The sequence below is a fragment of the Gemmata obscuriglobus genome, from assembly GCF_008065095.1.
GTDB classification, from domain to species: Bacteria; Planctomycetota; Planctomycetia; order Gemmatales; family Gemmataceae; genus Gemmata; species Gemmata obscuriglobus.
In genome coordinates this window covers 7,904,662-7,917,575 of record NZ_CP042911.1, presented here as the reverse complement: position 1 = coordinate 7,917,575, position 12,914 = coordinate 7,904,662, and the positions used below count along the sequence as shown (strand labels likewise).

Annotated in this window: 11 protein-coding genes and 2 pseudogenes; 4 read left to right on the top strand and 9 right to left on the bottom strand. The window is 66.4% G+C overall.

Annotated features, from left to right (window positions below; genetic code table 11):
- Window positions 1–524: 524 nt before the first annotated feature.
- Window positions 525–773: pseudogene (locus GobsT_RS41335) on the bottom strand (transposase); the annotation flags it as partial.
- A 67-nt stretch (window positions 774–840) separates the two neighbouring features.
- A complete protein-coding gene (locus GobsT_RS32870; protein WP_010052097.1) occupies window positions 841–1,617 on the bottom strand; it encodes an IS4 family transposase in 777 nt (258 codons plus the stop codon).
- A gap of 193 nt (window positions 1,618–1,810) precedes the next feature.
- Here GobsT_RS32870 and GobsT_RS41330 point away from each other — a divergent pair.
- Window positions 1,811–2,081 (top strand): annotated as a pseudogene (locus GobsT_RS41330) (IS701 family transposase); the annotation flags it as partial.
- Between the two features lie 228 nt (window positions 2,082–2,309).
- On the opposite strand, the gene GobsT_RS32865 reads toward GobsT_RS41330, so the two are convergent.
- Complete coding sequence (locus tag GobsT_RS32865; RefSeq protein WP_109570714.1) at window positions 2,310–3,344, bottom strand: IS630 family transposase; 1,035 nt, start codon at window positions 3,342–3,344, stop codon at window positions 2,310–2,312.
- A 99-nt stretch (window positions 3,345–3,443) separates the two neighbouring features.
- Here GobsT_RS32865 and GobsT_RS32860 point away from each other — a divergent pair, with 99 nt between their 5' ends.
- The gene (locus GobsT_RS32860) at window positions 3,444–4,601 is read left to right on the top strand and encodes a transposase (protein ID WP_010033207.1); all 1,158 of its coding nucleotides are present in this window, start codon (window positions 3,444–3,446) and stop codon (window positions 4,599–4,601) included.
- 2 nt (window positions 4,602–4,603) lie between these two features.
- Here GobsT_RS32860 and GobsT_RS32855 read toward each other — a convergent pair whose 3' ends face one another.
- The 6 genes from GobsT_RS32855 to GobsT_RS32830 all read right to left on the bottom strand — a co-directional run bounded on the left by GobsT_RS32855 (window position 4,604) and on the right by GobsT_RS32830 (window position 10,957).
- Window positions 4,604–5,458, bottom strand: a complete 855-nt coding sequence (locus tag GobsT_RS32855) for an IS630 family transposase (RefSeq protein WP_050790363.1) — start codon at window positions 5,456–5,458, stop codon at window positions 4,604–4,606.
- A gap of 181 nt (window positions 5,459–5,639) precedes the next feature.
- Window positions 5,640–6,941 (bottom strand): ATP-dependent Clp protease ATP-binding subunit ClpX, encoded by a 1,302-nt coding sequence (gene clpX, locus GobsT_RS32850; protein ID WP_010048722.1) that lies wholly within the window; start codon window positions 6,939–6,941, stop codon window positions 5,640–5,642.
- 219 nt (window positions 6,942–7,160) lie between these two features.
- Complete coding sequence (locus tag GobsT_RS32845; protein ID WP_010048723.1) at window positions 7,161–7,592, bottom strand: hypothetical protein; 432 nt, start codon at window positions 7,590–7,592, stop codon at window positions 7,161–7,163.
- 354 nt (window positions 7,593–7,946) lie between these two features.
- A complete protein-coding gene (locus tag GobsT_RS32840; protein ID WP_010048724.1) occupies window positions 7,947–9,083 on the bottom strand; it encodes a hypothetical protein in 1,137 nt (378 codons plus the stop codon).
- Window positions 9,084–9,465: 382 nt separating this feature from the next.
- Window positions 9,466–10,152, bottom strand: coding sequence for a hypothetical protein (locus GobsT_RS32835; RefSeq protein ID WP_010048726.1), 687 nt, complete (start codon window positions 10,150–10,152; stop codon window positions 9,466–9,468).
- A 40-nt stretch (window positions 10,153–10,192) separates the two neighbouring features.
- Window positions 10,193–10,957, bottom strand: coding sequence for a 3-oxoacyl-ACP reductase family protein (locus GobsT_RS32830; RefSeq protein WP_010048729.1), 765 nt, complete (start codon window positions 10,955–10,957; stop codon window positions 10,193–10,195).
- Between the two features lie 115 nt (window positions 10,958–11,072).
- Here GobsT_RS32830 and GobsT_RS32825 point away from each other — a divergent pair, with 115 nt between their 5' ends.
- On the top strand, window positions 11,073–11,963 hold the full coding sequence (locus GobsT_RS32825; RefSeq protein WP_010048731.1) for a metallophosphoesterase family protein: 891 nt from the start codon (window positions 11,073–11,075) through the stop codon (window positions 11,961–11,963).
- A gap of 474 nt (window positions 11,964–12,437) precedes the next feature.
- Window positions 12,438–12,791 (top strand): ArsC family (seleno)protein, encoded by a 354-nt coding sequence (locus GobsT_RS32820; protein ID WP_261340077.1) that lies wholly within the window; start codon window positions 12,438–12,440, stop codon window positions 12,789–12,791.
- The last annotated feature ends 123 nt before the right edge of the window (window positions 12,792–12,914 follow it).

Below are 12,914 nucleotides of genomic sequence, written 5' to 3'. Positions count from 1 at the left end.
GGCCGATTCGCGGAAACTACAGAGCAAAAACAAGCTGCTGCCGAATCCGGTCCTGATACACGTACCCGGTGATACGGCCGCTTTCTTGACGAGCCGCGACCGCCAGGGAACGGGACCACGTATCCCGCTCCCTGGCGATCGCGGCTCGTCAAGAAAAGCGACACCGTAGGCGGGTTGAATGGCACTTCCGTGAGTTTCTGTTTGTGTAAATTACTCGCTGCCTTATTGGCTAACAGCTCGGCGCGTCGTTCGGCTCGCGGCTTCGTCATCCACCAGTCGCTTTTGGGGCGTCGCTTGACTTCCCGAGGCTCGCACCGACCCGGGCGACGACCGACGCGCCGACCCCCGATCGCATGCAACAGCACCGCGACCTTCTTCTCCCACCCGGCAACGGTCTCGGTGGATAAGGACTCGCGGAACGCATTCAACAGATCCCGCGCACCGGTCACGCTGATCTGACGCGGGCACCGGTTCCGCGCACGCGCCGCCTGGGCGATCACGTGGCGCACCACGTTGTACGCCAACAGGTGGCACCAGATCTCGCGACGTAGCATCTCCGGCGTCTTCCCGCCTAACACGTCCATTGCCAACGTCTGCTTGATGTCGCGGATCCAAAGCTCGACCCGCCACCGGTGGTGGTACAACTGCGCCAGGTCCTCGCGTGTGTACGCGGTGGCGTCCGTTAGTGTGGTCGCCACGACGATCTCGCGGGTTCGATACCCGGGGCGCTTCACCCGGAACCGGACCTCGCGAATCGTCACGGCTGTCGGCATCGCGTGATACGTCGCCTTGTCCATCCAATCGGGACGCGCGGGTCGGTCCCACGTGACCACGTGATCGTCATCGCCCCGGCGGGGGGCCGGCGCCGAAGTCGTAGTGCCGGGATTGGTGCAACCGGATGGCCACATCGACCCCACGGGCCTGTAACGCCGACACCAACCAGTACGAGCAATACGCCCGGTCGGCGACGAACACGTCGCCCGCTTGGAACCGGTCGAGCAACTCCCGCAGTAGGGCCATCTCACCGGCCTCCTTGCCTTTGGCCGGTCCGATCGCGGCCCCGACCAGGGCCCCGGTCGCGAACCCCAGGAGTACAACCACACGGATCAGCGGGAACCCCAGGCCGCGCTTCTGGTTCGTGTGCTGGGGGTACGCAGCTTGGTTCGCGGGGGTATCGGGGCCCGACAGCGTCGTGCCATCCCCGAGCAGCACCCGCCGTCCTTTCCATTGCCACTCCTTGGGCGCGTGGCGCTCGAGTTCGTCGCCCGACTGAGTGGCCAGTCGGGAGAGCAAGGCGACCGGGAGCTTGGCGCGGGCCTTACAGTAGGCCCCCGTCGCTTCGGAGCACGGATGCAACCCGAGGGTGACGCGCAGAGCCACCGCCGCCGCCGCCGCACAGGACGTGGACGTGCTGAGGCACTGGGTCAGGAAGGTCCAGAGCGTGCGCGCGGGCGTCCAGACGTGATGACCTTCGGTCGCGAAGTCGACGCCCAGGTCCGCGCCGGCGGCCTGGATCTGGTCGACCGTGAGCAACGCACGCGCGGGCAGATCGGGAGCCGGTGCGAAGGTGCGGAGCACCGTTTGGAACGAGGGCGCCGGAGCGTATAAATGAGACATCGAGCCCGACCTCGCCCGTACGACAGCGCGACCCGTCGGAGCGTGGACGACCTCGATGCTGCTCTTACGGTAGCGTTGGAAGACCCGGTAGCCAAGGCGGCACAGCCGTCACAACGCGATTGTTCCGGATGCCTCGGGCGTCCCAGGTCAGCTATTGGACCGAACGCCCAAAAACACCACGGAAGTGCCATTCGACGGTGGCACCGCGTACTGGGCCACCAACGACCTGGGGATGACGGACCTAACCCGGTTGCAATTCGCCGAGTTCTCCCGGGCCATCGAGCACGACCACCGGTGGCTCAAGCAATGCACCGGGGTGGAGCGGTGCCAGTGCCGCTCGGCCCGCGCACAGCGGAACCACATCGGGCTGGCCTTGCGTGTTCCTGCGGTTCGAGGCCCATTGCTTCGCCACCGGGGTCAGTTGGGTCGAAGCCAAGACGGCGATCATTCGTGAGGCCGTCTGAGCCTACCTGGCGCGACCTCGCATTGGCTTCCCAAAACAGCGCACTGCGTAACACCTAGTTCAGTGTAGCGGTATTGATTCCATACCCGCAGTGCCGGATGTACCGTCGGCACTCGTCGGGTGCGAACGCATCCAACACTTTTCCCAAGACGTCCCACAAGCCGTCGATGGTTCGCTTCCCGGCGGCTCGGAGCAGTCCCTTTACTGCGTCCCGGGTAGTTAACGTTCCCTACTTAGCGGCCATTGATAGGCTCGGCAGTCGTGCTTCCCGGATGAATGCCTTCAACAGGTTCGGGGAGGACTTCGCGGTGCCCAACTCGTCGATCACATGATCCCACAACTCGTCCGTGTCGTTAGCCGCCAGGTTGGACAGCCGCCCGTACTTGGTCCACCCCCACACGCCCTCGTCCGGGTTCAGGTCCGGAGCGTACCCCGGGAACTTCTCGGTCACCACCCCCGGGTGCCCCGCCAGCCACGCCCGCACGCACCCGGACTTATCGTGGATCGCCCCGCGGTCCCAGACGACCGTCAACGGTCCCAACCGGCGGTGTAGGTCGGCCAGGAACGCCACCACCTGCTCGGCATGGACGGTGTGGTCGAACACCTCGAAGAACAGGTTCGGGCGAGCCACCACCGGGCTGACGGTAATGGCACGGATCGCCGACAGTCGATCCCGACGGTCCCACCCCGTCAGGACCGGGGTCTTCCCCCGCGGGGCCAGGGTGCGACGGACGGTCGGCGTCAGGAAGAACCCCGACTCGTCCAGGAAAACCAAGTGGGCCGTGCGGCGGAACGCGTCCCGGACGATCCGGGGGAACTCGTCACCGACCCACCTCGCCACCTCCTTGTCGTTTCGCTCCCGGGCCTTCCGGCGGGGCTTCTGGCTGGTCCACCCGAGCCGCCGCTTGAGGATCTCCCGGACGTGTTCCGGGTGGTACCGGATGTGGAACTCGTGCTCGATCAACCGGGCAACCCGTGCCACCGTCCAGAGCTGGTTGTGCCACCCGTGGGCCTTGGCCCCTTGGAGCAGCAACTCGGCCAATCGCTTGAGGTCGTCGTCCGTCAGGCCTGGGGTCGGACCCGGGTGGACCTTGGCCGCCACGCCGCCGGGCGTGCGTGCGGCCCGGACCCAGCGGGACACGGTCTTGACGTGAACCCCCAGGACCGTCGCGACCGTCTGGCGGGCCGGACCGCCCGCAACAGCTTGTACCGCCTGCTGACGGCGGCGTTCCAGTTCGACAGGCGTTCCGATGGGTCTGCTCATACCAGTTACAGTAGTTTCAAGTTGGGCGATTTATGAGTAGCGGGCCGCATGGGTTTACCGGTCAATGGTGGTTACCACGCCTCCACTGTCGGAGCCCCCATGCGACCCAAACGTCAGTCTATCCGAGCCACCCCGGCCCACGCCACCCGGCACCTCCGTCCGGTCCTGACCGACTGGCTCGGCCGTGCGGTCCAACTGCCCAAGCGTCGCCGCACCTGTACACCCGAGGTGGTGTGGCGGGTGGTGCTGTTCGCCGCGGCGTTCGCCCGCTCGGTGGCCGCGGCCTGTGCCGCGATCGCCGACGCCCCGTCCGGGCAGGCCATCTGGGATTGCTTGTACCTCACGCTGCCCAAGCGGCGCCGCACCCTCGAGCGGCGGTTGCGGCCGGCCCTCCACGCCCCGCTCGGCAAGCGGAAGCGGGCGGCTCGGGTCGCGATCGACTACCACCGGATCGGGTACTTCGGGACGCCGAACCGGGACACCACCCGGTCCAAGGGGGCCGGCGGCACCCACACGTTCCACACGTACGCCACCGCGTGCCTCGTCGGGGGACCGGACCGGTACACGCTCGGGTTGACGGCCGTGGGCGAGAAGGAGCCGATGACCGCGGTGCTCACCCGGCTGTTGGATCAGGTGACGGCGGCACGGGTTACGGTCCGGGTCGCGCTGCTGGACAAGGCGTTCTTCTCGATCGCGGTGATGCGGTTGCTCCAGGCGCGGGGTGTGCCGTTCGTGATCCCGGCCGTGGTCCGGGGCCGCAAGCCCCGGCCCGGGGTGAAGGGGGTCGGGTTGCGGGCCGTGCGGCGGCGGGGCGCGGGTCGATATGCGTACACCCACGCGGATCGGGGCACCTCGGTGCGGGTGCACGTGGTGATCGCTCACAAGAGCTACCGGTACCGGCGGACCGGGGGCCGGCGGAGCAAGAAGTTACTGTACGCGGCGTGGCGGGTGAGCGGGAGCCCGGTGGCGATTCGGGACCTGTACCGGACCCGATTCGGGATCGAGAGCAGCTACCGCCAGTTGGGGCAGGTTCGGCCCCGGACCTCGACCACCGATGGGGTCGTGCGACTCCTGTGGGTGGCCGTCGGGCTGATCCTGCGTAACGCCTGGTTGTGGTCCCGCTCAGCCCGCGGCCTCGGGTGGACACTGGCGGCGGTATGCCTGATACTGTTGGCCGATGGGCTGGCACCTACAGATGGCGAAAATAAGTCCATTACTACTGCACGATCGGCCAACAAAACCAAGCCGCCAACTTGAAACTACTGAGTTAGAGAGCATCCGTGACCAAAGGGTGCGTTAACTACCCGGGACGCAGTAGCTTGGAGAACGCCAACTCGATGGGGTTCAGGTCGGGGCTGTACGGTGGCAGGAGCAGCACCCGGGCCCCCCGCGGCCTCGATCGCCTGCCTGGCCGCGACCCGCTTGTGGCAGATCACGTTGTCCATCACTACGACATCGCCGGGCCGTAGTGTCGGCACCAAGATCTGCTTCACATCGGCCACGAACAGGTCCCCGGTCATGGCCCCATCGATCACCATCGGGGCCGCCACGCCATCGGCCCGTAGGGCCGCCACGAACGTCGTCGTTTTCCAGTGCCCGTGCGGGGCCGGGCACACCAGCCGCTCCCCTTTGGGGCTCCGGCCGTAACGCCGGGTCATGTTCGTGCGGGCCCACGTCTCGTCGATGAACACCACCTTGTCCACGTCCGGCGCCGGTTGGGCGGCCTTCCAATCGGCCCGCTTCTGCTTCACGTCCGGGCGCTCCTGCTTGGACGCCCGCTGGACTTTTTTCACCGTCAGGCCGAGCTTGGCGACGGCTCGCCACAGGGTCCCGAGGGAGACCGTGACACCTAACTTGACCTTAAGTTCTTCGAGGGTCCTGTCGGGCGTTGCAGTGATGGCCTCACGGATCCGCTCGGCCTGGGCGTCGAGTTGAGGCCGGCGGTTGTTGCGGCAGGACTGGGGTTCGGTCCGCCCGTCCTGGCGCCGACGCGGCTTGAGGCGACGTACCCAGGACTCGCTGACCTCGTACCTCTGGGCCACGGCCTTGGTCCCCATACCCGCGCCGCAGTCCTCAAACACCCGCTTCCGCAAGTCCATCGACAGCGAGTTCATGGCATCCCCCGGTCGGATGCCCCCCCCTATAATCGATTCCAAACCTCAGCGCTACGCTGAACTTAAGAAGAGACTAATCCCGCCGCGTACCTGCGCCGGGGCGGCGCAGGTACGCCCGAAAGCGAGAGCGCCCGCGGGTTCCTCCCGCGGGCGCTCGTTGGGTTCCCCCTCCCCAATTCGGTCACGCGCTCTTCTTGCCGGGCTTCTTCTCGCTCAGCTTGCGCTCGCCGCGGACGACCTCGGCGGTGATCACGTGCTTGCCCTTGTGCTCCATTTCGGGCAGGTCGTACATCACGTCGAGCATCACGTCTTCCACGATCGCCCGCAGCCCGCGGGCGCCGGTGTCGCGGGCCTTGGCCAGCCGCGCGATCTCCTTGAGCGCGTTGATCTCGAACTCGACCTCCGCGCCCTCCATCTCGAACAGCTTCTGGTACTGCCGCACCAGCGCGTTCTTCGGCTCGGTGAGGATGCGGAGCATCGCCTCCTCGTCGAGCGGGTCGAGCGGGGCCAGCACCGGGAGCCGGCCGACGAACTCGGGGATCATCCCGAACTCGATCAGGTCGTCCGCGGTCACCTGGCTCAGCAACTCGCCGAGGCTCTTCTCGCGCTGCTCCTGGTCCACCGCCCCGAACCCGATGCTCTTGCGGCCCAGCCGCCGCGAGATGATGTCCTCGAGCCCGACGAACGTGCCGCCGCAGATGAACAGGATGTTCGACGTGTCGACCTGGATGTACTGCTGCTCGGGGTGCTTGCGCCCGCCCTGCGGGGGCACGTTGCTCACCGTCCCCTCGAGCATCTTCAGGAGCGCCTGCTGGACGCCCTCGCCCGACACGTCGCGGGTGATCGAGACGTTCTGGCTCGTCTTCGCGATCTTGTCGATCTCGTCGATGTAGATGATGCCGCGCTGGGCCGCCTCGATGTCGAAGTCGGCGGCGTGGAGCAGCTTCAGGAGCAGGTTCTCGACGTCCTCGCCGACGTAGCCGGCCTCGGTGAGGGTGGTGGCGTCGCCGATCGCGAACGGCACGTCGAGGATCTTCGCCAGCGTGCGGGCCAGCAGCGTCTTGCCGCTGCCCGTGGGGCCGACGAACAGGATGTTGCTCTTCTCGATCTCCACCTCGTGCCGGCTGGCCGGGTCGAGCGAGAGGCGCTTGTAGTGGTTGTGGACCGCGACCGACAGCACCTTCTTGGCGCGCTGCTGGCCGATCACGTAGCCGTCGAGCTTCTCCTTGATCGTCCGCGGCGCCGGGGTGTTGGAGGTGGTGGTCTTCGGGCCGCCGCGGCGCTTCTTCTCCTGGTCGATGATCGACTGGCAGAGCTCGATGCACTCGCCGCAGATGTACACGTCGCCGGGGCCTTCGACGAGTGGCCCCACGTCGCGGTGGCTGCGCCGGCAGAACGAGCAGTACGCGTTGCGGTTGCGGCCGGCGGTGCCGGGGGGGCGGCGTCCGCCAGAGTCACCACCGGTAGTGCGGTCCGAAGCCATTGGGCTCCCCGATCTAAAAATGTCGGTTGAGGTAACGTTTGCGTTGTGCGGGCCGCTCGGGCTCCGCGCACCGGGTATTTGCGGGTCGCGACGGCGGGTCGGCCGCGACTTCAGCCTAATCATACCGTCCGGTCAGAGTCGAGGCGCGCAGGAACCGGAGAACAGGCGCAATCGCGTCCACTGGCCGGCGAGCGGCGCCGGTTGCGCCTGCGGCGCCGGTTAAGCGGTTCCGGCCGGCGGGGGCAGTTCGGTCGGCACGGTGGGAGCGTCCGGATCGTGCCGGGGGCCTGCGGCGGGCGGCGCCGGCGGGGCGAGCTTCGCCGGGTCCGGGCGGCCGGTGGGGTCCGGCGCCGGCGGCCGTGCGGGCACCGGCATGTTCTTCACCTTCTCCGCCACCCGGCGGCGCAGCTCCGCGTACTCGCCGTCGGTCAGCTCGCCGTGCTCGTACATGTCCCGGTAGGTGGTCAGCATGTCCGTTCCGTCGACCCCGGCCGGCGCGGCCGCGCGCTTGCGCCACCGGTCGGCGAGCGAGATGGCGATGGCGCCGCCGAGCAGGGCCAGCACGAGCCCGGCGATGCCGTACAGCAGTTCGGGCCGGCTCAGCGGGTCATCGGCCGGGCCTTCGGCCGCGAGAAGTGCAAGCGCCCACATGCGAATCGCCTCGTACCGTCAACAACGGGCAATCTTTGCACAGTTTACCCCGAGCGCCAGAGCCCGACAATCCAAAGATCAGGGAAGGTCGGCGCCCCGGGTGCCGCAACACGAACGACAGGAAGAACCGGACCCGAGGGGCAAAAGCATCACCGCGAAGGCACCACGTGTGCACCGAGAAGACGGGCGCGACGGCACGACAGGCAAGAGGCCAAAAGTATAAAATACGCTTAAAGGAACGCCGGGGCAGAGCCGGCGCTCGAGATCGACACCCGGACCCTGTTGTCTTGGTGCGCCTTCGCGCCCACTTCGTGCCGCGGCGAACGCCGACGCCGTCATCTAAACGGGCGGCATCTAAATGAGTGACCGGAAGCGTTTGATCTTCTCGCGGTACTTCTTGCTCTGGTCCTCGTCCGTCTGCGCGTCGAACAGTTCGGTGAGCCGGGCGATCGCCTTGAACACCTCGTCCTTGTCCTGGTTCACCACCGTTTCCACCCAGAGGAACATCCACATCGCGTCGCGGGGCTTGCCGGCGGCGAGGTACAGCTCGCCCATCATCGCGTACCCCGCCGCGTGGACCGTCGGGTCCTTCGTTTTGTCCATCGCGGCCTTGATCTTGTCCACCCCGTCGAGCGGTTTGCCCTCGCCGCCCGCCTTCGCGGCCAACTCGTAAACGGCCAGGCGCTCCTTGCGCGAGCCGGTCGCCTTCTGCATGTCCGGGTCCGCCGCCGACAGCGACGCGTTCGAGTACGCCTTGGCCCGGATCTGGAAGTCGATCTCCTGGAGGCCGGCCTCCAGCCGCGCGTCCGCGGGCAACTCCTTGGACCGCCGCAGGCTCCCCCAGACCGACGCCGCTTCGTCGTACTTGCCGCGCTCGGTCTGGACCCGGGTCGCGATTCGCGCCGCCGACCACACCTCCCACCCCATTTTGCCCGCCGCGTTGTACGTGCTGATGAAGTCCTTCCAGTCCGCGGCGACCTTGTCCGCGGCCTTCCCCCACGCCTCTTTGCCCGCCGGGTCGGCGGCGTCCATTTCGTCCACCGGGCGCTGGTTCAGGGACACCACCTTGAAGTCCAGATACCGTTTGGTGCGGTCCGGCAGGCCGGACGCTTTCCCGAGTTCCCGGTACGCGGTCACCGCGTCCGCGTACTCCTTGGTGGCCGACTTGTTCCCTTTGACCTTGAGCGCCGCGTCCTCCTTCTCCCGGACCGCCGCCAGCACCTCGGTCTTGATGTTGGGCAGGTCGCCGACGGTGACCTTGACGATATCGTCCGGGGCGATGGGCTCGCTGGCCTTATCGAGCTTGTCGCCGGTGAGCACCTGGAACCCGGCCGGGCCGACCTTCAGGTACCCGCGGTAGCTCTTGGTGGTGCCGTCCTTGCGGTTCCGGATCTCGATCGTGTCCGGGTTGGCGTTCTGGGCGCGGGCGGTGGCCGCCGCCGCAACGACCAGACCGAACAAAGCCAGACTGCGGATGATGTGCCGTTTCATTGGAATGCCTTCGGGAGAGGGGTGCGGTCAACTTACCTTGTGCCGGCGGGTACGGCCAGAAGCCGCGACGCGCCCGTTTGTTGGTCGCGGTAGCCGGTCCGGGCGCTCCCGAATCCAGCAGTTTCAAGTGGGCGGTAAACAGTGGGCGAGAAACACGATCGTTCCGATCCGCATCGGGCCTGAAGCGGACGCAACGCCCACTCTTCACTGACCACTTGGAACTGTCAGAATGGTAGCGGAAAGAAACAGAGGTTCTGGAAAAAGCCAGAGCTTCATTCATTACGCCACCCTGTTCTTGCGGTGAACCGGTTCGTCATAGCTCCCCCGCCCAGAAAAGCCCTTGCATTACAAGGTGATTAAAACGCGCTAATGATTGCGAGGGCTACTCTGTGTCGTTCCGAGCCCACGCCAGCAAAGCGCGGATCGGGCTGAACCACGATTGGCTAACCGAAAGGATGCGCTCCATCTGTTCGAGCGGTACGAGTTGAGCCGGGAGGCCATCGTACGTTCCGTTGAGAGCCCCGGCGTCCGGCGGCAAGTAGTTCGCGCCGGGGTGATCGACGACGGCGAACGGGGCGCCCTCGTGGTCGATCACGGGCATCCAAGAGCTGGCGCCGGGGAGCGGAAACAGCATCCACGGCGGCAGCCAGCAGAGCAAAAGGAGCCCCGTTGCTCCGACCGGAAGCGTCCCGCGCGCCCCGTAAAACGAGACCGTCGAGAACGGGGGCCGTCTCTTCAAACGCTTGAGCACGCGTACCCGCGTTTTCGGACCCGGCGGCGGGTCGACCCCAACGACTCGAACCAGACAGGCGTACGCCGTCCGCTCCAAGTCTTTCAGCAGGCTGCATCGGGACAGTCGGTACGCTTCGACGAATTCGGCATATTGATCACTCCAGAAGAGTTCGTCGAGTTCGTACTCCGAACCGAGTGGGCGATCCAATCCGGAGTCGAGGAGCTGGTTTTGGATTTCAACACAGCGCCGAACAATCGTTCGGCATTCCGGTGCCGGGCTCGTCTCAAAGCGTGCAACGAGTGCCTTCAGTTCTGCCTTTAGCTGGTCCTCATTCATCACATACCTGTACCTTTAGAATCGCGGCACGTTGCGCGACTCACACCCAACCGCCGGTGACCGGGAGCACCTGGCCGGTGATGTACCCGCTCTCCTCGGACGCCAGGAACAGCACGGCGTTGGCGATGTCGTCCGGCTTGCCGAGCCGCCCGACGGGGATCTGCTTCAGGTACTCGGCCATTACCTCGGGCTTGATCTCGCCCAGCATCGGTGTCTGGATCACCCCGGGGGCCACGGCGTTGGCCGTGATCTGGCGCCGGGCCAGTTCCTTCGCGAGCACACGGGTGAGGCCGATCACGCCGGCCTTCGCCGCCGCGTAATTGGTCTGCCCGTGAAACCCGACCAATCCCGCAACGGACGCGACGCTCACGACGCGCCCGCCGTCGCGCATGATTTCGGTCCCGTATTTGCAGCAGTGGAACACGCCATCAAGGTTCGTCTGGATCACCGCATGCCACTCGTCGAGCGTCATCTTCTTCAGCGTGCGGTCCTTGATGATGCCCGCGTTGTTGACGAGCACGTCCAACCCGCCGAACTGCCCTTTCACGTGCGCCATGAGTGCCTCGACCTGCGCGGCGTCGCGCACGTCGGCCGGGAAGGGGTGAACCGCCGGCTTGCTGTCGAGCCCGCGCAGTTCGGCGGCGAGCGCCTCGGCGTCTTTCTGGTTCGCGCCGTCCGGGTCGGCCCAGTAGTGGAGCACGCACGTCGCCCCGGCCCGGGCGAACGCCGACAGCACCCCCGCGCCGATCCCGCGCGAGCTGCCGGTGACCAGAATCACTTTCCCCGGGAAGCTGTAGGTAATCATGGGAGAAACGGGGCGTGCAGAATCGTGAATGCGGTATCGTAAGACAGCAGCACCACCGCCGCGCTCGCCGCACGTGGCGAATTTTATCCCTTACCCCCGAGTTCCGCACCCCGCAATGGTGAGACTGGCCCACTTCAGTGACATCCACCTGACCGCCCAACCGCTGGGGTGGCGCGTGAGGGACACGTTCAACAAGCGGAGCGTCGGATGGGTGAACGTCCGGTTCCTGGGCCGGGGCGCCCGGTTCCGGTATGCCAGCGACGTGGCCGCCGTGCTCCGCCGCGAGTTCGCGACCCGCGGGTTCGATCAGCTCGTCTTCTCCGGGGACGCGAGCACGATGGGCTTCGCCGCGGAGCTGCGCGAGGCGGCGACCCGGATCGGTGTTGGGGACGACTCGCTGCCGCCGGGGCTCGCCGTACCGGGGAACCACGACCTGTACACCGGCCGCGCCATCCGCGACCGGTACTTTGAGGACGCGTTCGCCCCGTGGCAGCACGGCCAGCGCGTCGGCAACGAGGTGTACCCCTTCGCGCGGAAGGTGGGGCACGTGTGGCTGATCGCGCTGAACTCCGCGAAGCCGAACTTCCTGTTCTGGGACGCGACCGGCCGGGTCGGGCACGCGCAATTGGACCGGTTCCGCCGGCTGTGCAAATCGCTCGACGACGGCCCGCGTATTGTGGTCAGCCACTACCCCCTTCTGAAGGAAGGGCACACGGTAGAACCGCGGTGGCACCGGCTGCACGACTGGCACGCCGCCCGCGACGCCGCGGCCGAGTGCGGCGTGAGCCTGTGGCTGCACGGACACCGCCACCACTGGTACGTTCTGCCGGTCGCGCCGAACCTGCCGTTTCCGACCATTTGCACCGGCAGCTCGACGCAGACGAAGCGCTGGGGCTACCACGACTACACTATCGACGGCCGACGCCTGACGGGCGCACGCCGGGTGTACGACTTCGCAACCGGCGAGTTCCTGGACGCGGAACGGTTCGAACTCGAGTTGCCTTAGCCAAGGGTCTCAGGTCGGCGAGGTCTCAAGTCTGCAAGTCGCAGGTCTCAAGTCGAAGACTGTTGCAAAGGATCTTTTCGGCTTTGCGACCTGCGACCTGACGACTTGGGACTTGTGACCTGCAACCCGCAGACGGTTGCTTCCGCGTCTCCGCGCCTTAAAACGCCATCAACCGGTTTGGTCTGTTTAGCTCGTCGCTCTGCGACAGGACGATGTTGCGTCGTCCGGGCTTCTTCCAATGCTTTCGCCGCGGGGAGCGCTGTTCCAGCACCGCTATCGGGTGATCACCCAATTGCAATATCGGTGTCTGAAACAACCTCGCCGGACGTGGTTCACCGATATTGCAATTGGGTGATCACCCGGCGGTGCCGTGAGCGCTCCGCGCCACAGGTTAAGAAGTAGACGGCTGGCCGGTTACTACGAAAGCCCGCGAACGTGGTTCGCGGGCTTTCCGTTTCCCTCACAGGTGGCACGATGGCGAAGCAAATCGACTGGCTGTACGAGCGGCGCGGGTGAATGACGTGCCAGAAAGCCCAGGGGTTCCTTGGGTCCGAATCTGTGCCCGTTACCGAAGCCGTCAACGCCGCCAAGGTCCGCTACGGGGCCGACGAGGCCCTCGCGCTGCTCGACGGCGTTGAAACCCTCGTCGCCGCGAAGGGCAAGAAGGTGGAGACGTTCGACCTGACGACCGACCGCCCCGACGACGCGACTCTGCTCGCGCGTATGATGGGTCCGACCGGAAACCTCCGCGCCCCGACCGCCCGCGTCGGGCGCACGCTCGTGATCGGGTTCAACGAGGAGATGTACGCGCGGGTTCTGGGCGGGTGACCGCGAATCCACTCGCGGGGGGCGGGCTCTAACTCTCGTGCCCGTCTTCCCGCGAGGGTTTTGTGAATTACAATCGTTATCTCCGGCTCTTTTCCCAACTCGATCTCAACGACGACGAGGCCG